Genomic DNA, 22,564 nt, shown 5'->3' with positions numbered 1-22,564 from the left:
TGAATGAAGGCAATTTACTTTTTTACTGCATCATCCAAACATTTTTGTAATACCTGGGCAAATATTTTATCATTCGGGGCTTTAAATATGGTGTTGTGTTCACCCGGAATGCGATGAATATTAACTCCTTTAAGGGCGTAAGGTTTCCATCCTAAAAATTCAAAATCATCCATATAAAAAGTGCGATTTTCAGCTCTGAAAACTTCTACAGTGATATTATAAGGTTTTAACTGGTATAATTTTTCGGCATAGTTATTCATCTCATCAATTTTGTTTGAATAACCAAAAAAGCCTTCCTGTTTTTGTTCTTTGCCATATTTTAACCTCCACCAGGTTCGCTTTAATCTGCGTTTTAATGATACCTGCTTATCTGATATGGTATCTTTAATGCCATTTGTAGATGAAAAGGCATACTTCATTTTATCTTTAAAAAACCTGCCTCTTTTTAATATTTTAATCAGGGGTGGGTCATAGTGAGGAGAGCGGTAGGCATAAGTATCAAACATTGCCAAAATTTTAACCTCTTTACCCATGGCCTCAAATTGCCGGGCCATTTCAAAGGCAATAATACCGCCAAATGAGTAGCCTGCCAAAGCATACGGGCCGGTTGGATTTTGCTGCATTATAGCATTTATGTAATGCGAAGCAATCTCCTGAATACTTTCCAGAGGGTCCTCAACGCCATCAAGGCCTTTTGCCTGTAAGCCAAATACAGGCTGATCAGGCGACATATTCATAGCTAACGTATTAAATAACAACACATTTAACCCTGCCCCGTGAACCATGTATAATGGCATTTTATTGCCTTTAGGCTTAATAGGAACCAGGGAATCCCAGGTTATGGATTTGCCATCCATTTCGAGCATTAGCGCCAGTTTTTCAACGGTTGATGTTTCAAATAATGCGGCTAATGGTAAACGTTTTCCTGTTTCCTTTTCAATCCGGGTCATTACCTGCACCGCAATCAGCGAATGACCGCCTAACTCAAAAAAGTTATCGTAAACCCCAATTTTCTCAACGCCGAGGTACTCAACCCAAATATCAGCCACAAGCTTTTCAACATCCGTGCGTGGGGCAACATATCCATTGCCTGCATCAACTATTGATATACCATGTTTAGCCAAAACTTTTTTATCAACCTTACCGTTAGGGGTTAATGGCATTGCCGAAACGATCACAAAGTTATCAGGCACCATATAATCCGGAACCGAGTTTCTTAAAGCTTCCTTCCAGCTTTGTACTTGTGCAGCCTCATTTATAGTTTCAACGTTGTTATTAACCACAACAAAGGCTACCAGCTTATCAATTCCAAAATTATCAGGTCTTGCAATTACTACAGCTTCTTTAATATTGATCCCGTTAACCAACTGGTATTCAATTTCACCGGTTTCAATACGGTACCCTCTTATTTTTACCTGCGCGTCAACCCGGCCAAGGCATTCAATTTCGCCATTTGACATAAATCTGCCCAAATCTCCGGTATTGTACATTTTAGCACCGGTATTTTTTGTGAACGGATCATTTACAAACTTCTCGGCAGTTAATTCAGGGCGGTTTAAATAACCTTTTGCAACACCTTCGCCGCCAATATAGATCTCGCCGGGAATGCCCGGAGCTAAAGGCTTTAAAAAATTATCTAAAATGTAGATAGAAGTATTATCAATGGGCCTGCCAATTGATATTTTATTGGCATTGGTTATTTCTTTAACGGTTGACCATATGGTAGTTTCGGTGGGTCCGTAAACATTCCACAATGAGCTTGCAAAGTTTAAAATTCTTTCTGCTAATTCAGCGGGTAGGGCCTCGCCGCCGCAAATTGCTTTTATAGGGGTTGTTTTATTCCATCCTGCTTCCAGCATTATGCGCCAGGTGTAGGGAGTGGCTTGCATTACCGTTGCCTGCTCATCTTTTATAATATCAAGCAATGCCCTGCCATCTTTAGCAGTTGCTGCATCAACCAAAATTATTTCGGCGCCGGTTAAAAGCGGTAAAAACAATTCGAGTCCTGCAATGTCAAAACTGATGGTAGTTACAGCAAGCAGCTTATCAGCGGCTGTTAAACCGGGCTGTTTTTGCATGCTGTATAGAAAGTTAACCAGGTTATGCTGAGCTATCTGTACGCCCTTAGGCATGCCGGTTGAGCCGGAGGTATAAAGAATATAAACCAGATCTTCACCGGTAACGGTTATTTCAGGATCAGCGGATGGGTAGTCATTAATGGTTAACCATTCATCTTCCAATATTAACTCTTTGGCGTTTGATTGGTATTTGCCTTTGTAGGTTTGTGATGTTAACAGAACTACGGCTTGCGAATCTTCGATCATGTAATTGATCCTGTTGATAGGAAAAATCGGATCGAGCGGGATGTAGATTGCCCCCGTTTTCATTATCGCTAACATACTGATCACCATCTCTGCCGATCTGTCAAGCGAAAATGCTACTTTATCACTCTTTTTAACACCATTTTTTATAAGAATTGCAGCAAGCTGGTTTGCGCGCTCGTTTAACTCTTTATAAGTGGTTTTTTGTTTGCCAAAGGTTATAGCTGTTTTATTGGGCGTTTCAGTTGCGCGTTCACTTATAAGTTGATGTAGTGCTGTGTTTTTGGGATAATCGCATGCAGTGTTGTTCCACTCATCTAACTGGTGGCTCAATTCACCCGAATCCATCGAAAGGATGTTTCCTATTAATACTTCAGGGTCTTTTACCAGTTCGCACAGTAAAAATTCAAAACCATCCATCATCTTTTTTATGGTAGAGGGCTTGAATAATTGGGTATTGTATGACCACTCCAACGTAGGCGCTTCTTCATGACCGGCAATATTCAAGAAGAGCTCGAAATTCTCGTATTCGCGCGGGTTACTGATAAGCTTGTGGTGCAGCTGATAAAATTCAACATCATCATCAAGCCCCATGTCAATATTAAACATCACAGGAACCAGCGGAAGCCTGGAAGGATCGCGGGCTATGTGTAATTTTTTTAATAAGCTGCCAAAAGTAAATAGCTGGTGCTCATAAGCATCAAGCACTTCGCTGCGGCGTTGTTTTAAATAAGTTTTAAAGGATATATTACTTTTAGGATAACTGCGCAGCGCAAGTAAGTTTACACAGTGGCCAACAAGCCTGTAATTATCTGTAGCAGGCTGTCCTGCTGAAGGCAGGCCTACAATAATTTCTTCCTGGCCTGTTACTTGTTTTAAGAAAACCTCGAAAGCTGCGAGCAGGGTAGTTACAAAGCTGCTGCCAGTACCTCTGGCCAGTTTTTTTACATCAGTAGCTAAAGCTCCGTCAAGAACCAGGTCTTCCCGGCTGCTCTTGTAAGTACGTAAAGCAGGGCGGGGGAAATCCGTAGGAATGTCTAATAAGTGGCCACTGCCAATAAATTGATCTATCCAGTAGCGTTCTGTTTCTTTATTTGAATCGCTTTCTGATTGTGCCAGCTGGTCTAATGCATAATCGCTAAACAAAGGGGCAACCGGCATTTTTATGTATTCCTGTTTGGCAAAGGCTGAATAAAGCTTGCTCAGATCCTGCATCATGATCCCTATCGACCATCCATCGCATACAATATGGTGGGCTACAAAGGTTAAAAGATGTTCACTTTCAGAAAACTTGAATAACGAAACCTTAAATAAAGGGCCTGTCACCAAGTCGAACGGTGTTAAAACAAGCTGTTTATTGTATTCATTTACAAAGTCATTTCTTTTTTCTTCAGTTGATGCCGACAGATCTTTGTAGTCGATATCAAGCACAAGCTCTTTATAAACGCAAATATTGGCGCCGTCAGCACTAAATGATGTACGGAGCGCCTCGTGCATGTTCACCATTTCCTGGAGCGCATGCATCATTGCCTTTGTATTAAATATGCCTGTTAACAGCAGGGAAAAGCACTCATTATAAGAGCAATTTGCAGCTGCACCGCCAATAAGGCATGAAGTCCAGATCTCTACCTGCGGTTCAGTTGCAGGCGCGATCAGGGAAATTTCAGGTCCTGCAAACGGATCAAACTCAACAGGGTTTGTATCTACCATTGTATTTTCCAAACTAATTATTTTACTTGTAAATATTTACCCGGGTTATTGGCATCGCTTATAAACCAGCCGGGGTTACCATCCTTATCGCGGCCAAGCCTGGCGCCCGGAAAAGGTGATTCCATAAACGGATTAAATTCTTCTTTTGCTTCAACCTTGTTTGATGGGAAAAAACCTGACTCAACCAGTTCATCAACACTTTCCCTAAAGGCTGCAATTATAGCGTCAATATCAGTTTTAGTATGCGATGCGGTAAGGAAACAAGGGAACAAATCCCAGATATGGATTCCTTTATCGCGCATCAGTGTGAATAATAACTCCCCATACGGCAGCTCATCTTTAAATTTTATTTTCCATAGCGAACCAAACGATGGTGAGTATAGCGGAATTCCGGTTTTTTCGCAGATGGCGTTCAGTTCTCCCGCTAAGTATGCAGTAAGTTTATTTAAACCTTCCTGTAACGCAGGGCCCTGATCCTTCATGTATTGTAATGAAGCTTTACCGGCTGCCAGCGCTAAGGGGTGTCTTACAAATGTTCCGGCAAAATAAGTAACACCAGCTTCTGGCTGCGAGTTGTCGCCATATTGCCAAAAACCGCCGTCTAATGCATCCATGTATTTTTTTATACCGGCAATTGCACCAATAGGCATGCCGCCACCAATTACTTTACCATAAGTACCCAGGTCAGCTTTAATACCAAACATGCCCTGTGCGCCGCCCGGATGCATCCTGAAACCGGTGATCACCTCATCAAAAATCAAAGCAGTACCTGATTTTTCAGTGATCTCTCTTACCTTTTTAAGGAATTCAATTGGTTGATAATCAGGTCTCCTGCTTTGTACCGGTTCAACCAGTACGGCAGCAAGCTCATGCGCTCTTTCTTCAATTATTCTTAATGTTTCGTCTGTACCGTAATCCAATATCAACATGTTCTGAACTACTTCGGGCATAATGCCGGGAGCGGCAGGGATGGTTTTTAATTTTTTAGTTCCGCGAACAATAACTTCATCATTGATCCCGTGGTATGAACCGCTGAAAGCAACCATTAATGAGCGGCCGGTTACTGTACGGGCAATCCTCATTGCACCTAGAACTGCTTCTGAACCTGTGTTACACAGTGCAGCACGGTCAAAATTTGTTAATTCGGTTATCAGTTTACAAACGTCACCTGCTAAAACATGCTGAGGGCCAATTTCATAGCCATTCTCTACTTGTTCTAAAACAGCTTTTTTCAATATATCAACCTGGTAGCCTAAAAAGTTTGAGCCAAAGCCGTTTAATGCATCAATGTATTCGTTGCCGTCAATGTCCCAAACGCGACTGCCTTTTGAGCGGTTTACCACCAAAGGATAAACAACTTCTTTAGTCAACGGCCTGAAACCACTAACCACACGCGGATCAGCCATGTGCTCACGGTGTTCCTGGGTGTAGGTTTTGCTGCTGCTTGTTTTTGCGTTATAGCGCTTAGTAAGCTCGCCTAAAAATGTTTGTTGTTTTGCGCTCAGTCCTTGTACCTGTTTTTCGATCCGTGCAGTTGCGCCAAACGGTTTTTTAACTTCAACCTGCTCTTCGGCTGTTAAATCATATTGAATGCCTGTTTTTGCCGGGGCAGGAGCGGGTGCGGTAATGGGAGTAACAGGTGCCTGCGGAGCATTGCCATTTTGCATCATAGCCAATTGACTCGCCAGCATCTGGATCTGTTGCTGGATCATATCAAGCGCAGGGTTGGCAGCAACAGGCGCCGGAGCAGCGGTTGTATTATAAACTGGCTGATGGTTAGCTACCGGAGCAGATTGTGGCTGGAAAGCCCCTGTCGGTAAGTTTGCATCTAAATGCGCTGCAAGCAAATCAATCGTATTATATTCTTCAAATAATTTTCTGAACGTAATAGGAACATTAAACTCCTTTTTAAGATTGGTTGCAATTTGAGTTAACAAAAGCGAGTCAAAGCCAATCTCGATAAAATTCATATCGGTTGATGCGTTATCTATCTCGATTCCGGATGCATCTTCAAATAGTTCCTTTAGCTTACCGGTTAATAGTTCTTTTCTCATCAGGGATTGTTGTGAAATTGTTTGTTCTTGTTGTATTGGTGTTACTTGTTCTGTTTCTGTTACTATTGTTGTTGTGCTTTGGGGCAGTGCCGCATCAAGCCAATAACGTTTATTATCAAATGCATAGGTCGGCAGGTTTAGTTTTAATCGTTGCTGATCCTGGTATAAGGCCTTCCAATCAGGCTCTATTCCGTTTAACCATAACTGACCTAACGCCCTTAATACGGAATAGTACTCCGTAAGTGTTTCATTTTTTTCAAATCCGGCCATAATTGGCGTAGTTTTGATAGTAACCTGCTGGCGTGCAAGCGTTGCCAGTACTGTTCCGGGGCCAACTTCCAGTAAAATACGGCCTTCATCTTCCTGCAAAGTATTTATTGCATTTGCGAATCGAACCGTTTTACGCAGGTGATTTGCCCAATATTGAGGGCTGGTTGCTTCTGCCTCGCTCATCCAGGTTCCGGTAACAGTTGATACAACGGGTTTTACCGGCGGATATAATTTTATTGAACGTACAACATCCTCAAACGGCGCCACAATATCATCCATCATTGCTGAGTGGAATGCGTGGCTGGTTTGCAGCAAACGGCCGGGAATGTCCTGCTTAGCCAACTCTTCAGAAAATGCTGCTATCAAATCATCCGGACCGGCTATCACACAAAGCTTATTGCTGTTAATTACCGCAATTGATAAGCCCGGAGGTAAAAGCGGTTCTAATTTTTCAGCTTCAAACCTTACAGATAACATGCTGCCTTTTGCAACCTCGCTAACCATTTTAGCCCTTGTAGATATTAACAGCAACGCATCTTTTAAACTGAATACGCCGGCAAAATGGGCAGCAACAAACTCACCAATACTATGCCCGGTTAAAATTGCAGGCTGAATTCCCCAGCTCATCCAAAGCTTAGCCATGGCGTATTCCATAATAAATATGGCCGGCTGGGTGTAAAATGTATTTTTAATAGCCTCTGTTGAAGCTTCATCAATTACTTTGGGATAGATAATATCAAAGATCTGTGCTTGTGGCGTATCCTTTAATAGCTCAATACATTCATCTACGGCTGCTGCAAAAACAGGCTCGTTATCATAAAGCCCGCGACCCATGTTTACATATTGTGAACCTTGCCCGGGGAACATAAACACCACTTCGGATGCTTTTGAAGTTAGATTTTTTGAGGATGATGAATCGGCAGGTGCATTTAGTTTGGCCGATAGCTCGTCGGTATCACCCGCAATTATAAACCTGCGCTGGTTAAATTCGGCACGGGTATTTTGCAGGGTATAGGCAATGTCGGCAATGTTTGTATTCTTGTTGCTGTCAACAAAACCGGCAAGTTTTTGGGCATAGTTACCCGCACTTGTTTCGGTTTTGGCCGACCATGTAATTAAACTTAAAGGCTTAGGGTTACCTGTTTGCATAGGTACGTTTTCAAACTCCTCTAAAATAATATGTACGTTGGTGCCGCCAACCCCAAAAGAACTAACACCCGCTCTTCTTTTTTCAGCCGATTCCCATTTTTTTAGCTCGTTATTCACAAAAAAGGGACTTTCAGCAAGATTGATGTTAGGATTGGTATGTTGATAAAATAATGAAGGCGGGATTTGCTGATGATGCAAAGCCAGCGCAGTTTTTATTAAACCAGCCACGCCTGATGCCGCAGTGGTATGCCCTATATTACTTTTTACCGAACCGATCGCACAAAATTGTTTTTGCTCCTGTGTACCAAATGCCAGGTTAAGGCCTTCAATTTCTATCGGATCGCCTAAAGGCGTTGCTGTGCCGTGGGCTTCAATATAGCTGATGGTTGACGGATCAATATCAGCGTCATTTATAGCCATAGCTATAGCGCCTGCCTGTCCCTGCGCACTTGGGCCGCCAAAGCTGCCCTTATCTGCACCATCGTTATTTATGCCGATTCCTTTTATAATTGCGTAAATGATATCGCCATCGCGCTCAGCATCTTCCAGGCTTTTTAAAAGCACAACACCAGCGCCATCGCTAAATACGGTTCCGGTTGCTTCGGCATCAAAGGGGCGGCAATGGCCATCTTTGCTCATAATGGAGCCTTCCTCATACAGATGCCCGCTTTTTATTGGCGATGTTATACAGGCTGCGCCTGCAAGTGCAATGTCACATTGTCCATCTCTTATACTGCTTACTGCCTGGGCAATAGCCAAAGAGGAGGTGGAACACGCTGAATGCACTGCAACTGCCGGGCCTTTCAGGTTTAACTGGTAGGCGGTGCGTGTTGCTATGTAATCTTTTTCGTTAAGCGTGCGGACATTAAAATGTCCGTATTTATCAACTATATCTTTATGGTTAAGTACGTTATGGGTGTAGTAGGTGTTGTAGCCAACACCGGCAAACACACCCACTGAACCTGCATATTTTTCAGGCAGGTATCCGGTGCTTTCCAGGGCTTCCCAGGCAATTTGTAAAAAGATCCGTTGCTGTGGATCCATCAATTCGGCAGAGCGCGGGTTGAAACCGAAGAAACCGGCATCAAATTCATCGGCTTTGTCAATTATTCCCCTTGCTTTAACATAGGATGGATCACTTTTTTCGGATAATGGGATAGATGTGTCAAGTTCAGCATCGGTAAAGAAGCTGGTGCCTTCGCGGCCTTCGGTAAGCATTTTCCAAAATTCATCAATGTTATTGGCGCCAGGGAAACGACTAGCCATGCCTATTACAGCTATATCGCTGTTGGCCTTTTTGTCCTTGTTCTTTTTGAATGTAAATGCTGATGCTTTGTTTGCGCCGCCGATAAAGTCCACAATGCCGCTAACGGTAGGGTATTGGTATAGTTTGGTAATAGGCACTTCGTAATTAAACTGGTGCTTTAGCATAGCAACTGTTTTTAACGCAAGCAATGAATTGCCGCCCAATTGGAAAAAGTTATCATCAACGCCAATTTTATCAAGCAGCAAAAGCTCCATCCAGATGCCGGTGATATTTTTTTCGATGGGAGTGGAGGGCGCTTTGTACAAAACACTTAGCTCAGGCCTTTTCAGATCGGGCTTTGGTAAATTCTTTCTATCAACCTTGCCGCTGGTTGTTTTGGGCAGTTCGCTCAACCACACATAGGCCGAGGGATGCATGAAATCAGGCAGTGATTGCTCAATGCTTTTGCGCACATAATCGGTGTTCGGCTCATTGTTGGCCGATACCATATAAGCTACCAGTCTTTTTTGACCAATAACGTCCTCGCGGGCAACTACAATTGCCTGCTGGATATTATCTAACTGATTGATCAATACCTCTATCTCTCCGAGCTCAACCCTGTTACCTCGGATCTTTACCTGGGTATCCCTGCGGCCTAAATAATCAATGTTACCATCGGGCATATAGCGGGCCAGATCGCCGGTGCGGTAAATGCGGGTGGTTTTATCTGCGGTTTCCTTCCAGTCGACAAATTTTTCAGATGTCATATCCGGGCGGTTAAGATAACCATCTGCAAGGCTCAGGCCGCTCACGCAAAGCTCACCTGTTTCACCATAAGGAAGTTGTTTTAATTCTTCATCCAGGATCAGGATCTCCGTTTCATCAATCGGGATGCCTATTGAAGGCAGAGGCGGCCATTGTGCAGCATCGCCATCCAGCTTTAGCTGGGTTACCACGTGTGTTTCTGTTGGACCGTATTGGTTATACAAAACACATCCTGGCAAGGCTGAAAAGAAACGAACGATCTGCGGGGTGATCTTTAATTGTTCACCAGCCGTCATCACTTCTTTTAAGCAAGCAGGGAAATATTTTTCGGCATCGGCAGCCTCTGTAAGATATTGAAGTACTACAAATGGCAAAAAGATGCGGTTTACTGAATGTTGTTCGATATAACGTAACAAGCGATAAGGGTCAACCCGCAGATCGTCGTCAACCAAAACCAAAGTACCACCGGTTGTTAAGGTGGCAAAGATCTCCTGGAACGATACGTCAAAACTCAGGGGTGCAAACTGCAAAGTATTTACGCCTGTAGTTGAGATTGAACTTTTTTGTTGCCACGACAGCAAATTTGCTAAAGCAGCATGCCCCATTGAAACGCCTTTTGGTGTGCCTGTAGAGCCTGAGGTATATAATACATAACAAGCAGATTTACTTTCGGGGATAGCACTATTGCTTGCTTCGTAATCTTTATCTGATATTAATACATTGATGCCTAAAGGCTCAAATAAATGTTTTTGAGTTAGTGTACTTAAGCACAGATCGATGCCCGAATCGCTTACTATTTGTTGTAAGCGATCCTGCGGATAGTCAGGATCAAGTGGTAAATAAGCTTTTCCTGATTTTAGGATCGCCAAAACACTAATTATGGTTTCAACTGCACGGTGGGTGCTTACCCCTGCGTTTAATGAAGCTGGTGAGCTTTTTACAATAGCGGCAGCTAAGTCATCGGTCTTTTGGCCTAATTGGCTATATGTTAAACTCTGGTTGCCAAAAATAACAGCTACCGCATCTGGGGTTTTGTTTTTTTGCAGCTTAAAGAGGTTATGGATCAACGAATTGTTCATTTCTTTTTTATGTGCTTCGGTTAGGGTACCCATAAGCTAATTTTGTTTTGAATAAAATCAAGAGCAATATTTATACCTGTATAAAGAAGATTAACTATTATTGTTTGTAACATCCTTTTATTAAACGCATTACATTAAACCTTAATTGTTCAATCTTTACTTAAAACATTATTTCATTAAGTAATATTTATAAAAGTGGGGCAACTAAATATACTTAAAAATAATTATTCTTTTTATACGTTCGGTTACATATTTAGGTTATAGTTGCCCAACGTATTAAAACATTGATATTTATACTATTGCAAAACATGTTAGGCGTAATGCCGTTAATAAAGGCTTTAACTACCTGATAAATGTTTTCAATATCTTTGCCCTCAATGACTAAAAAATACCTTTTTATTTTCCTGTTTCTTTCGCTCTCCGGTTTAACAGCAAAAGCAAATTTTGTTTACGATGCTACCTGTATTGATGCTTACAAAGCCATTTTAAGTCTTAAAATGAATGAAGCCAGGCAACTCATCCAAAAAGAAAAACAATTGAACCCTCAAAATGGGATAGTAGTGTTGCTGGAAAATTATATTGACTATTTCAGCCTGTTGGCATCAGAGAATAAAAGCGACTATAACAGGTTAAAAGAAAACAAGTCGAAAAGGATTTCGGTGCTGGAGGGGAATGATAAGAACTCACCCTATTACCGGTTTACACAAGCCGAGATCTATTTACAATGGTCGTTTTTAAAGGCCAAGTTTGGTGATTTTATGTCTTCCGGGTCTGATGCTAAAAGTGCAAGCAGCTTATTAAAGGATAACAATAACAAGTACCCCGATTTTTTGCCAAATCAAAAAAGCCTGGCACTGGTAAATATAATTTTTGGATCAATACCAGCGAGCTTTAAATGGATCACCGGTATTTTAGGGATGAAAGGCAACGTACAGGTGGGAATAAAGCAGCTGGAAGATTTAAAAGTACAATTACCCAAATCAAGCTATAGCTTTTATGACGATGAGATCATCTGGTTTTTATGTGTAACGGATATTAACGTGCTGCATAGTAAAAATAACTACAATAAATTGATGGGATATCTTGCCGGAATGGATAGCAATAGTATGCTTAAGGTTTACTTGCAAGGCTATGTATCGTCAAAAACCGCGCATAACGATGAAACTATAAAGTTTTTAGAGGCGGCTCCAAAATCAAACCAGTATATAAATATACCCGCTGTTGATTATATGCTGGGCAATGCTAAGCTTAACCGGATGGATAGTGATGCACCTGTATTTTTAAGCCGCTACGTAAATGAATACAAAGGAACCAGCTATGTAAAGGATGCCTATTTAAAGCTTGCTTACCATTATTTGCTGCAAAACGATTTGGAAAAATATGACGATTATTTAAAGTTGGTACGGAGCCGGGGATACGTACTTGATGGAAAGGATAAAATTGCACTACGCGAAGCCAATGAACCCAAACCGGATCTTGATGTGCTAAAGGCACGTTTTTATTTTGATGGTGGTTATTATAGTAAAGCCATGGCGCAGCTTTCAAACAAAAACGTGAATAATTTAAGCTTAGCCAGGGATAAAATTGAATATTATTACAGGTTAGGACGGATTAACGATAAGATAAATAAAAACTACGAAGCGGTATTAAATTACCAAAAAGCCATTGCCCTGGGTAAGGAAACCAGCTATTATTTTGCTGCAAATTCTGCGCTGATGATAGGGAATATTTATGAGGAAATAAAGGAATACAAAAAGGCTGCTAATTATTACAACCAGGCAATTGATATGAAAAGTCATGATTATCAAACGGATATTGATAATGATGCAAAGGCGGGGTTGAAGAGGATAGGTCAGTAAGTAACTGAGTTTTTGACATAAATGATAGTGAAACATGTTGATTATCAGTAATTTATGAATAATTAATCTTTAATAAAAGGTTAACAACCTGATTGTCAGAATGTTTCATAGCGTTCCGGCTGTTCCGCGTGTAAAAATGGAACGCTTAGCCGGCGTGAATTTATGTCGAATTCACATTAAGTTTCAGGGTTCCTTTGTAAACCGAACCAGATTTTTCATGCTTTGCATGTGATGCACATTTACATTTTGCTTTAGGGCATCAAAATTAAAGTTGCGGTTTGTGCCACAATCCAATACGTTAAAATAGGTTGATGGCTTAGTGCTTTCAAAATATTCAAGCAGGTTACTGCTCCATATTAACTGGCAATCGCCTTTAATGCGATTAACAATTTCATTGATACCATCTTTAAATTCAATATGCCTGATATGCTGCGATTCCAGTTCGGCCTGCGGAAAAAAAAGCAGGATATTGCCCGGTGTGTTCATTAATTCGGCAGCATATTCAAGGCTTTCTTTTATCGACCATCTGCCCGGTTCCACAGAAAATGAGCCGCAGTATTTTAACCACCAGTTCTTCTCCATTTGTTTTTTAACCGACATGGTGTACAAACCTTTTAGCTTTTGCTGTTTGTCGATCATTTTAAAGGTGAGGTAATAGGCAAAAAAACCATCCAAAAACCCAAAATGATTGCACATTAATATGTAGGAATGGTTAGGTTTTATGTCGACAGGGTTGATGATCATTTTGTTAAAACGCCGCCTGAAAAACCACATCAAGAATAATGAGCCCCATTTGATCAAGAAAAAAGGAAGTGGTTTGGCCTTAATTATCATAATAACATATCGCTTAACCTGGCTACAAAATCTCTTTTTATCATTTCGTGGCCTTCATTTAATACAATTACGCTGGCATTGTTCACTTTGGCAATAAATTCCTTCCCGATACCGGGAGGAAAAGCTTTATCGCGTTTGCCAAATATAAAGATGCTTTTTATGTTTTGCTCATTTAAAGCCTTTAGCAGCATGGCTTCATCCGTTTCAAAAAAGCGCAGATAGGTAAAGCAGGCGTAAAAATTAAACCGTAGCTCAGCTGTGCCAATTTCACCATATAAAATTTTATACGCTTCTGCATCAATTAATCTTAACCGCTTGAATAGTTTGAGCATTCTTACTAAGATAGTTTCATTAAGCGCCAGCTTTTCCAGTATCTTATTCCCGGTTTTGTTTTTGCTGAAGAATGGGATCAGCTTACCGGGATTTAAAGATGAGGGGGCGGCAATAATACACTCATCAACCATGCCTGCAAGCTCTTCCACAACAACCGTAGCATAATGCGTTCCCATGGAGTAACCGATAATTGAAAAGCGTTCAATGCCTTCGTGCCTGCAAAAGTCAAGAATAAAGTCTGCAAATTGTTTTTTGGAGATCCCTTCCTTAACAGCAGACAGACTTTGATCTTTTAGCTTTGTTTCTTTATGGAAAAACAGATCAAACCCGATGAAAGTATATTTATCTCCTAAAGCAGATTCAAGTAATTTAAACTGTTTGCCATGCATTCCGTAACCATGAAAACTAAGCATAACCTGCTTGCCGCTACCAAATTTATAGTAGTGCAGGTTAGCTAAATCATTTTCAAAGTAATGGTCTGTCATAAGTTAAAAAATATGTCATTGCGAGCATAGCGTGGCAACCGCATGTCATGCACAACCGCTGTGCAGGTTCTACACCTTTCTGTTCGCTCTGTATAGTATGCGATTGCTTCGTTCCTCGCAATGACATGGGGGATAGCTTTCCGATGGGCGACGTGCGGAGAGGCCTTTGCCCGCATGCTTCGACGGGGCTCAGCATGACACCCGGTTTTTTTTGATGGTTTTACAGATAGGATATTGATCATTATTGTTACAAATTTTCAATAAAGGCAATTGCCCATGTATAATCGCCATCATGCGAGATAGAAAGGGCGATATCAAATTTAGCAGAATCGCGGTGAATTATAACGGTAGGCTTGCCAACAGGTTTATCACGAAGGATCTCGATCTTTTTAGGGCCCAATGCCGAAGGATCAATTTGCTTTACCGCTTTATAAACCGCTTCTTTTGCGGCCCAGGTTGAAGCATAACGCAGCAATGGATTTTCAAACTGATTGCAATAAGCTATCTCATTTGCAGTGTAAGCCTTATTTTTAAATGATTCTGTAAAGGATTTTTCAAAATCGGGGATAAACACAATATCGTTGCCAGCTGAAAACTTTTGAGCGGGGGTTATTTCGTCCAGTGTCTTTTTAATTTCCTTCTCCATCCACTCCAAGTCCCATAATATTAAAACCGCCGTCAACAAAATGGATATTACCCGTTACTCTTTTTGAAAGATCAGAAAAGTAATAAAGCGCGGCATCACCCACATCGCCTGAATCAATATTACCAAGCGGAGCAGTAAATTTCCCCATTTTACGCAGTTTACGAACACCGAAAATGCCGCCTGATGAAGTGGTCATAACCAATCCTGCGGAAATAGCGTTTACCCTTACACCGGTACCTCTAAAGTGACTGGCGAGATAGATCATTATATTCTCCAAAGCAGCTTTACAAATCGCCATCCCGGCATAACCCGGAAAAACCCGCTGCGATGCATTATACGTAAGTGTTAAGATAGACGCATTTTTTGCCAGTAATGGCTGTGCTACCCGGCTAACCCTTAATAATGAATAGGCGCTGATGTTGAAAGCATCCATCAAATCATCAAACGGGATATCGATATAGGAAGGGGGCGGTTCGTCGCTGCCGGGGATGCTGTAACACATCACCGATTGCGTACCAAATGCCACGCCATGTAAAACATAATCTATCGGGCCAACGGTATCATAAGCCATCCGCATAAATGCGCTGATCTCTTCTTCCAACCTTACGTCAACTTCGGCAGATAGTTTGGGATCCATGCCGTTTTGCTCCATCAGGTATAAAACCTCTTTTTTAGTATCTGCAACGTAACTTAGCGCTACCTTACAACCCGATTGATGCAGCTTTACAGCAATATCATATGCAATAGAGCTTTCGTTCCGCACACCAAATATTACCGCAACCTTATCTTTATTATTTATCATCCCTTGAAATAGACATGGCGCTGTTTGTACCGCCAAAGCCATAATTTAAACAAACTATCTGGTTAATTTCTTTTGCTACAGTTTCCTGCGAGATCAGGTGACGGTAAGCTGCAGCAGGTTTGTCAGATCCTTCCCAACCGTCTTTCTTTTGAAAATTCTCTAATTCAGGATTTAACTCATCAGAATTTATACATGGCAGCACTTTTTGATTTTTAAGCATCAATAAAGAAGCAATAAGCTCCACTGAACCGGCTGCCCCAAGCATATGCCCGAATTGCGCTTTTGGCGCTGAAATATGATAGCCTTCTTCGCCAATGGTATCAACAACGCTTATTAATTCCAATATATCGCCAACTGGTGTTGCTGTACCGTGCACTTTAACAACATCCGGTTTGATATTCCCACCTGCCATCAGGCCTTTCCAGAGCCTTTTCTGACCATCATATGATGGATAAAACATGTTACCGTCACCATCAGAATTATTGAAATATTCATCAATAACACCAAGGATATTTGCACCGCGGGCTTTTGCTATTTCATATTCTTCCAGCGCAACAATGCCAGCGCCAAACGAACAAACAAACCCATTTCTTTTTATATCAAAGGGGCGTGAGCTTTGCTCAGGTGCAAAACCTTTGCTTAATACCTGCATAGCATCAAACCCAATAAAGGTTTCAAGCGCGGTGCCTTCAACGCCACCCGTAATGGCACGATCCTGCAGGCCGAATTTTATAAGGCGGTAAGCATAGCCTATATTGCCTAAGCCTGTAGCACAGGCAGATATGATTGATTCACAAACACCTTTATTACGGATAAGGCAGGATACGTTTGCAGCTTCGCGGTATGACATTGCCCTATCAACAGTATGTGAACCTGCCATCCGGGTTTTTTTACCCAGTTCATAAAATGCATGCCATGCATGGCGGGAAATTACGTTACCACCACCACCGGAGGCGATGACCACACCGGTTTGTTCTGATTCAACTTCTGCTTTTGACCATCCGGCCATTTTGATAGATTCCTGTGCGCCTAACATTGCCCAAACACAGCCAAGGTCGGCAGTAGCAAGGTTAAGGTCGGGGATGCGCCCAAGATGGTCGACATACGTTTCAGGGTATTCCGTTTCCGGCACCGGATGAATAGCTTCCAGGTTCATTTCGGGCTCGGTAATATAACCGGCCACCATTGAACGAATCTGCTTGTCATAGGCCGCTGCCTTAGGCCAATTGCGGATCAAGCTTTCGCCGGCAAATAATTTTTTATCAAAATCATCCAGGCTTGTACAGGTTGGAAAAGCCCCGCCCATGCCCACAATCGCTACTTTTCTGCCTGCTACAATCATAAATTATTTATTTGCGCTGCGTTCTTTTACCATTATTATCAAATCGATAACATCTTTTACTTTTGAGCCCATCCGGTCGATGTCTTCATCTTCAAATTCAATATCAAATTTCTGTTCAACCTTGGCGGCTATATTTATCAGCTCGGTTGATGGGGTGCTCAGGTCTGTAAGGAAGTCGGTTTCTTCAGTTACGCCAACTAATTTTTCCGGATCAATTGTTCGTACTGTTTTTAATACCTCTAATAAACCGTCAAGTATTTCTTGTCTTTCGTTTTCCATATTATGCTAATTTGTTAAATAATTCTATAAGAATTGCGCGACCCGTAATGTCATGCAATTCGGCCACTTTTATAAAATCTTTGCTAATATCATATTTTAATAATCTTTCTTCGGTAAAATCGCTAAAATATTCATCAAGATCCAGGCCCTTTGGTACTTTATAAATGCGCCCGTCGCAAACCATTTGCCGCCATTTATAAAAGGTAATGTTACCGATACTTATAAATGTGTCGCCCAATTCCAGGTAATTCTGGAAGCTAACATTGCCGATACTTATAAATGCAGGTACAAATTTATCCCTCAATACATCAGGCAGGCCTTTCAGCTTGCGGCACTCCAAAAAAGTTGCGCATGAAACAATGGTTGCCTGTGCAAATGCCTCAATCTGGTCAACACCGCGAAATACATTGAAATGATCTTCTACATCCCTTTCAGTTGGTGAATAGCTGGCTACAATTCCTTTATAAGGCGAATGCCAGTGATAGGTATTTACCAGTCGTTTTGTAGGGCCGTGCAGCAACAATTGCGAGGGATCAACCCCAACCAGGTTGCCATTCATTATTATATCCAGGTAGTCTGCTCTTTCTTTGTCTGTCATATTAAGCCGCCGTTGATGTGGATATTTGTTCCGTTAATGTATGATGCCTTGTCTGATAACAGGAACGCAATCGTATCTGCCACATCATCAACCTTTCCAAATCTTTTAGCCGGGATCATATTGAAGTATTTCTGTTTTATTGCTTCGGGTATGGCAGCTGTCATATCGGTTTCAATAAAACCTGGAGATACACTGAGCACCCTTATATTATGTTCGGTATTGGTTGCCGCCGCTTCCTGCGCCAATGACCTTGACAGCGCCGCCAGTCCTGCTTTTGTAGCCGCATAAACAGACTGAAAAGCATTGCCGCTTTCGCCAACTACCGAGCTGATGTTTATAATGACACCTTGTTGTGTTAAGCTAAAGATCTTCATAGCTGTTTTGCAGATCAGGATAGGGGCCTTTAAATTTACATTCAGCATGGCGTCAATTTCCTTTTCCGGCTGATAATTCAGGGGCTTATCGTAAGCTACGCCCGCGTTATTAATTACCCCGTATAAATCCCCATGTTCTTTTTTTAGCTGCTTGCAAAAACTATTTATGGCATCCGGATCTGAAAAATCGGCACAAAGAATGTGGCTGCCCGGTTCAATATCTGTAAAGCTTTCGGGTTTTGATGCGTGTAATATTAAAGTATATTCACCTGATAGCTTTTTAGATATGGCCAGTCCTAACCCTTTACTGGCACCTGTAATTAATATTTTTTTTTTCTCCATCAGGATTTTTATAGTGATCAGAGGTTGGCGATTAGTGATCAGTTTTACCAAAGTTGCCAATAGTTTATAACTTTTCCTTAAATCTTTACAGCAAATATGTTGATTTTAATAATAATTTAGGCATGTTGTTTTAATATTTGATACCTCACCAGACTTACGAAGTTTTCAAAACTTCGTAAGTCTCTCATATGAGTAAAATATGTTGCGTAATTTATTTATTATTAGTTGTTTATGTGTATTCACTTTTCCATTGGCTGGGTACTCTCAATACAATAAATCTTTTAAAATTGTGCCCCTTGGCATTAAAGGTGGTATTGATGAAAGCAATTTATCCGCCTATATGGTTGCAGCAGCCGGGACTAATGATTATATATGCCTTGACGCCGGCACCCTTCATTACGGTATTGAGAAGGCCGTCAGCAACAAAGTATTTAATATTCCTGCTGAGCAAGTGCTGAAGCAATATATCAAAGGATATTTTATCTCACATGCACACCTTGACCATGTTTCCGGTCTTATCATCAACTCGCCGGATGATTCGGCTAAAACTATTTATGGGTTGGCCAGCTGTTTGCAAACCATCAAAACGCACTATTTTACCTGGGAAAGCTGGGCCAATTTTGCTGATGAAGGAGAGACTCCGTTGCTTAAAAAGTACCATTACCAGGTTTTAACGCCCGATAGCAGCATGGCTATTAAAAATACGGCGATGAGTGTAAAGGCTTTCCCGCTCAGCCATTCAAACCTGCAAAGCACTGCATTTTTGGTAAATAGTAAAGATGCCTATATTTTGTATTTGGGTGATGTTGGGCCTGATGAAATAGAAAAAAGCCACACCCTGCATGCTTTGTGGGAGACAGTTGCCCCTTTAATAAAAAGCAAAAAGCTGAAAGGGATTATGATCGAAACTTCATTCCCCAATGAGCAGCCGGATAAAACGCTTTTCGGGCATTTAACCCCAAACTGGCTAATGAAGGAAATGGATGATCTTGCTGCTTTAACAGGGAGCGATGCGCTTAAAGGTTTTAACCTGGTGATTACTCATGTTAAACCACCGCAGGTTAATATTGATAAACTTAAAGCGCAGTTAAAGGCTCAGAATAAATTGGGATTTAATTTGATCTTTCCAGAGCAGGGGAGGAAAATTGAGTTGTAAATGTCGTAGAGACGGGATGCTTCGCGTCTCCAGCGTTTAGGTAACCGAAAATGTTTGCAATCGCCTTGTCTATTCGCCCTGTACAGTTGGAGACGCGAAGCATCGCGTCTCTACGACGATTCCCTTTTTCCTTCCACTATTTCCGTCAACCCATCCTCATTAACCAATCTAAAGCTTTTTCCATTTACTTCAATTAAACCGCCCTGCAAAAACTCCTGGGTTACTTTGAAAAAGGTTTCATAGGCAACACCGGCGTATGAGGCAATATCCTGCTTGGGCAGTTCAATATCTATATAGCCACCGCTATTAAGCCCGAATTGGTTTTTGAGTGATAAAAGCGCCTGGGCAATGCGCTCCTTTACCGGCATATGTGCCAGGTTGCGCATTCGTTTTTCAGATTCCTGCAGGGCGTTTGCAAAAAGTTTCATCAGCTTAACTGCGAATTGTGGATTTACATTTAAAGTTGATTCAAAAAAATCAATTTGCACATAACATACAATTGTATTTTCAACCGCGGTTGCAGATATTGGATAAAGCGGATCATCACCAAGCCCCAAATGTCCCAAAATATCGCCGCCTTTTGCAAAGCGCAGGATCAGTTCTTTATCATCGTCCCAGCGTTTGTGTACCTTAACCTTGCCTGAGTAAACAAAAAAGATCCCTTCAACAGTATCACCTTCTTTAAAAATCTCCTGGCCCCTTTTTAAAGTGATGTTCTTTTTATGTGCGGCAATTGCAGGCAGCCAGTCGGGGATGCATGATGTGCATAAAAAGCAGCTTTTAAGGTCACATTCTTGTTTTGGGTCTTTCATTCACTTATCGTTGTGCAATAATAGCTATAAGATGCAATACTTTACAGGGTTAATGTAAATAGTGTTGATTTTTATATTGTTTATGCAATTAAATAATATATGCAATTAACATTTTTAATATATATTATATTGTTTATGCAATGTAAAAAGTAAAATTTCTTTCCTGACTATTTGAATAAACATTACCTTTGCAAAATTATTTAACAGGCAATTTTTACAAATAAAATGACACGGAAAGAGTACGACAGCGGCATCCCCATCTCCCCTTTATTAAGCAATATGGAAAACAGGGGAGGAAGTTCAAAAAAGACATTCCTGCAAAAAAGCCGCCTGATCCGCATCTGCCTGATGTCGGTTACTGTAGCAATTGCTATTAGCCTTATCGCTAAGTTTTTGGTCACACTTATAAATTTTGTTACTAATGTGGCTTTTTATGGCAAAATCGATCTTGGTTTCAACAGCCCGGCAAGCAACCATTTGGGCGTTTGGGTAATATTTATTCCTGCTATCGGCGGTATTATAGTCGGATTCATGGCGCTTTATGGCTCAAAAGCAATTCGCGGCCACGGTATCCCCGAAGCTATGGAGCAAATCCTGGTGAACGAAAGCCGGATAAAGCCATCCATCACTTTCCTTAAGCCAATATCATCAGCCATAGCAATTGGAACCGGTGGGCCTTTTGGTGCAGAAGGCCCTATCATTGCAACAGGTGGCGCATTAGGCTCAACTTTAGGACAATTATTTAAGATCAGCGCTAACGAACGCAAGGTGATTTTGGCGGCTGGTGCAACGGCTGGTATGTCTGCTATTTTCGGCACGCCCATAGCAGCCGTGTTCCTGGCCATTGAGTTGTTGTTATTCGAATTTTCACCCAGGGCAATACTTCCCGTTGCACTTGCATGTATAACAGGTGCGGCAGGCCATCATTTACTATTTGGTGCCGGGCCGGTATTTGAAATGCCCGACCTGGTAACACCATCAAATATGGCATTAGCTGTCTACAGCTTTATAGGTGTACTAATTGGCTTTTTATCAATAGGAATAACTAAAATAGTATATCTGATAGAGGATTATTTTGAAAAAATCCCCATTCATTGGATGTGGTACCCGGCTTTAGGTGGTCTGGCAGTAGGAGTGATCGGGTATTTTGCACCACATACTTTAGGAGTGGGATATGATAACATTACGGGAATTCTCTCGGGCAGCTGGCCAATAAAATTGCTATGCAGTTTGGTGTTTTTAAAATTTCTATCATGGGCCATTGCTTTGGGCAGCGGAACATCAGGCGGTACCCTGGCGCCGTTATTGACTATGGGCGGTGCAGCCGGTGCGATAATTGGTTCTCTGTTAATAAGCTGGTTTCCTCAATTGGGTATAACTATCCCAATGGCAGCATTGATTGGTATGTCGGCTATGTTTGCAGGGGCATCAAGGGCATATTTAACCAGTATTACCTTTGCTTTAGAGGCAACCATGCAGTCGCACGCTTTGTTGCCATTATTGGGGGCTTGTACTGCTGCTTATATTGTTTCTTTCTTCCTGATGGAAAATACCATTATGACCGAGAAAATAGCCAGACGAGGCGTGGTTACTCCCGACTCATACGAACCGGATGTTTTGCAAAGAACAAAGGTTTCAGAAGTGATCAGTGATGAGCACGTAATTTTAAAAATAAGCAATACGGTTGGTGAGGTAATTGAACTCCTTTCTTCAAAAAACATAAGGGATAGTTATTTAATAACCGTTGATGGTAATTTGAAATATGCAGGAACCGTGAAGTTGATAGATCTTTACCTGGAGCCTGCTGATACAATATTGAGGAAGATTATACAGCCCGATCATTTGCTGGTGTATAATAATGACAGTTTACGAACTGCAGTTGAATTAATGGCCAAACAAAACGGTGATGTGCTGCCTGTAGTTAACGCAGATGATCACCGGGTGAAGGGAGTGTTATCATACCGAAATATTATATCAGGCTATAATGACCAGCTAACAGAGAATGAAGGTGCGCGTACGCAGATCTCCTTAAAAAGAAGGCGCATGAAATTGTTACTAAAAAGAAAGAAACCCGGTAACGGAAGTACACAAGAAGGCGTTTAATATTA

14 protein-coding genes are annotated in these 22,564 nt (G+C 41.5%); 3 read left to right on the top strand and 11 right to left on the bottom strand.

The window, feature by feature from the left end; genetic code table 11:
* Window positions 1-14: 14 nt before the first annotated feature.
* Window positions 15-4,031, bottom strand: coding sequence for a non-ribosomal peptide synthetase (locus BUE31_RS05890; protein ID WP_073401115.1), 4,017 nt, complete (start codon window positions 4,029-4,031; stop codon window positions 15-17).
* 17 nt (window positions 4,032-4,048) lie between these two features.
* Window positions 4,049-10,627 carry a type I polyketide synthase gene (locus BUE31_RS05885; RefSeq protein WP_083619359.1) on the bottom strand — a complete coding sequence of 2,193 codons (6,579 nt, stop codon included), beginning with the start codon at window positions 10,625-10,627 and terminating at the stop codon, window positions 4,049-4,051.
* 344 nt (window positions 10,628-10,971) lie between these two features.
* Between BUE31_RS05885 and BUE31_RS05880 the strand changes: the two genes are divergently transcribed.
* Window positions 10,972-12,453 carry a tetratricopeptide repeat protein gene (locus BUE31_RS05880; protein WP_073401113.1) on the top strand — a complete coding sequence of 494 codons (1,482 nt, stop codon included), beginning with the start codon at window positions 10,972-10,974 and terminating at the stop codon, window positions 12,451-12,453.
* Window positions 12,454-12,636: 183 nt separating this feature from the next.
* Here BUE31_RS05880 and BUE31_RS05875 read toward each other — a convergent pair whose 3' ends face one another.
* From BUE31_RS05875 to BUE31_RS05840, 8 genes are all read right to left on the bottom strand, one after another.
* Window positions 12,637-13,197, bottom strand: coding sequence for a 1-acyl-sn-glycerol-3-phosphate acyltransferase (locus BUE31_RS05875; RefSeq protein WP_234997757.1), 561 nt, complete (start codon window positions 13,195-13,197; stop codon window positions 12,637-12,639).
* A gap of 86 nt (window positions 13,198-13,283) precedes the next feature.
* Window positions 13,284-14,105, bottom strand: coding sequence for an alpha/beta fold hydrolase (locus tag BUE31_RS05870; protein ID WP_073401108.1), 822 nt, complete (start codon window positions 14,103-14,105; stop codon window positions 13,284-13,286).
* 247 nt (window positions 14,106-14,352) lie between these two features.
* Entirely contained in the window at window positions 14,353-14,751 is a 399-nt protein-coding gene (locus tag BUE31_RS05865; protein WP_234997756.1) for a holo-ACP synthase, read from the bottom strand.
* Entirely contained in the window at window positions 14,735-15,553 is an 819-nt protein-coding gene (locus tag BUE31_RS05860) for an enoyl-ACP reductase FabI (RefSeq protein WP_073401106.1), read from the bottom strand. The genes BUE31_RS05865 and BUE31_RS05860 overlap by 17 nt, the downstream gene beginning before the upstream one ends.
* Window positions 15,543-16,895, bottom strand: a complete 1,353-nt coding sequence (locus tag BUE31_RS05855) for a beta-ketoacyl-[acyl-carrier-protein] synthase family protein (RefSeq protein WP_073401104.1) — start codon at window positions 16,893-16,895, stop codon at window positions 15,543-15,545. The genes BUE31_RS05860 and BUE31_RS05855 overlap by 11 nt, the downstream gene beginning before the upstream one ends.
* 3 nt (window positions 16,896-16,898) lie before the next feature.
* A complete protein-coding gene (locus BUE31_RS05850; protein ID WP_073401102.1) occupies window positions 16,899-17,174 on the bottom strand; it encodes an acyl carrier protein in 276 nt (91 codons plus the stop codon).
* Window position 17,175: 1 nt separating this feature from the next.
* On the bottom strand, window positions 17,176-17,772 hold the full coding sequence (locus tag BUE31_RS05845) for a hypothetical protein (RefSeq protein WP_234997755.1): 597 nt from the start codon (window positions 17,770-17,772) through the stop codon (window positions 17,176-17,178).
* Window positions 17,769-18,488: an SDR family NAD(P)-dependent oxidoreductase gene (locus BUE31_RS05840; protein ID WP_073401709.1), complete on the bottom strand. Its 720-nt coding sequence runs from the start codon at window positions 18,486-18,488 to the stop codon at window positions 17,769-17,771. Before BUE31_RS05840 ends, BUE31_RS05845 begins: the two co-directional genes overlap by 4 nt.
* A 289-nt stretch (window positions 18,489-18,777) precedes the next feature.
* Here BUE31_RS05840 and BUE31_RS05835 point away from each other — a divergent pair, with 289 nt between their 5' ends.
* Complete coding sequence (locus BUE31_RS05835; RefSeq protein ID WP_234997754.1) at window positions 18,778-19,644, top strand: MBL fold metallo-hydrolase; 867 nt, start codon at window positions 18,778-18,780, stop codon at window positions 19,642-19,644.
* A gap of 110 nt (window positions 19,645-19,754) precedes the next feature.
* Here BUE31_RS05835 and BUE31_RS05830 read toward each other — a convergent pair whose 3' ends face one another.
* On the bottom strand, window positions 19,755-20,456 hold the full coding sequence (locus BUE31_RS05830; protein WP_073401098.1) for a Crp/Fnr family transcriptional regulator: 702 nt from the start codon (window positions 20,454-20,456) through the stop codon (window positions 19,755-19,757).
* 225 nt (window positions 20,457-20,681) lie between these two features.
* Here BUE31_RS05830 and BUE31_RS05825 point away from each other — a divergent pair, with 225 nt between their 5' ends.
* Window positions 20,682-22,559 carry a chloride channel protein gene (locus tag BUE31_RS05825; RefSeq protein ID WP_073401096.1) on the top strand — a complete coding sequence of 626 codons (1,878 nt, stop codon included), beginning with the start codon at window positions 20,682-20,684 and terminating at the stop codon, window positions 22,557-22,559.
* Window positions 22,560-22,564: the final 5 nt, after the last annotated feature.

The organism is Mucilaginibacter sp. OK098 (assembly GCF_900142915.1).
Classification (GTDB): Bacteria; Bacteroidota; Bacteroidia; order Sphingobacteriales; family Sphingobacteriaceae; genus Mucilaginibacter.
The sequence above is the reverse complement of the archived record's forward strand: the minus strand, read 5'-3'. Positions and strand labels throughout refer to the sequence as shown.

What these genes read in the sequence shown, in the direction of transcription:
- BUE31_RS05890 (WP_073401115.1), bottom strand. Translation starts at nt 4,031, where the DNA reads ATGGTAGATACAAACCCTGTTGAGTTTGATCCGTTTGCAGGACCTGAA.
- BUE31_RS05885 (WP_083619359.1), bottom strand. Translation starts at nt 10,627, where the DNA reads ATGGGTACCCTAACCGAAGCACATAAAAAAGAAATGAACAATTCGTTG.
- BUE31_RS05880 (WP_073401113.1), top strand. Translation starts at nt 10,972, where the DNA reads ATGACTAAAAAATACCTTTTTATTTTCCTGTTTCTTTCGCTCTCCGGT.
- BUE31_RS05875 (WP_234997757.1), bottom strand. Translation starts at nt 13,197, where the DNA reads ATGATCATCAACCCTGTCGACATAAAACCTAACCATTCCTACATATTA.
- BUE31_RS05870 (WP_073401108.1), bottom strand. Translation starts at nt 14,105, where the DNA reads ATGACAGACCATTACTTTGAAAATGATTTAGCTAACCTGCACTACTAT.
- BUE31_RS05865 (WP_234997756.1), bottom strand. Translation starts at nt 14,751, where the DNA reads ATGGAGAAGGAAATTAAAAAGACACTGGACGAAATAACCCCCGCTCAA.
- BUE31_RS05860 (WP_073401106.1), bottom strand. Translation starts at nt 15,553, where the DNA reads ATGATAAATAATAAAGATAAGGTTGCGGTAATATTTGGTGTGCGGAAC.
- BUE31_RS05855 (WP_073401104.1), bottom strand. Translation starts at nt 16,895, where the DNA reads ATGATTGTAGCAGGCAGAAAAGTAGCGATTGTGGGCATGGGCGGGGCT.
- BUE31_RS05850 (WP_073401102.1), bottom strand. Translation starts at nt 17,174, where the DNA reads ATGGAAAACGAAAGACAAGAAATACTTGACGGTTTATTAGAGGTATTA.
- BUE31_RS05845 (WP_234997755.1), bottom strand. Translation starts at nt 17,772, where the DNA reads ATGACAGACAAAGAAAGAGCAGACTACCTGGATATAATAATGAATGGC.
- BUE31_RS05840 (WP_073401709.1), bottom strand. Translation starts at nt 18,488, where the DNA reads ATGGAGAAAAAAAAAATATTAATTACAGGTGCCAGTAAAGGGTTAGGA.
- BUE31_RS05830 (WP_073401098.1), bottom strand. Translation starts at nt 20,456, where the DNA reads ATGAAAGACCCAAAACAAGAATGTGACCTTAAAAGCTGCTTTTTATGC.
- BUE31_RS05825 (WP_073401096.1), top strand. Translation starts at nt 20,682, where the DNA reads ATGACACGGAAAGAGTACGACAGCGGCATCCCCATCTCCCCTTTATTA.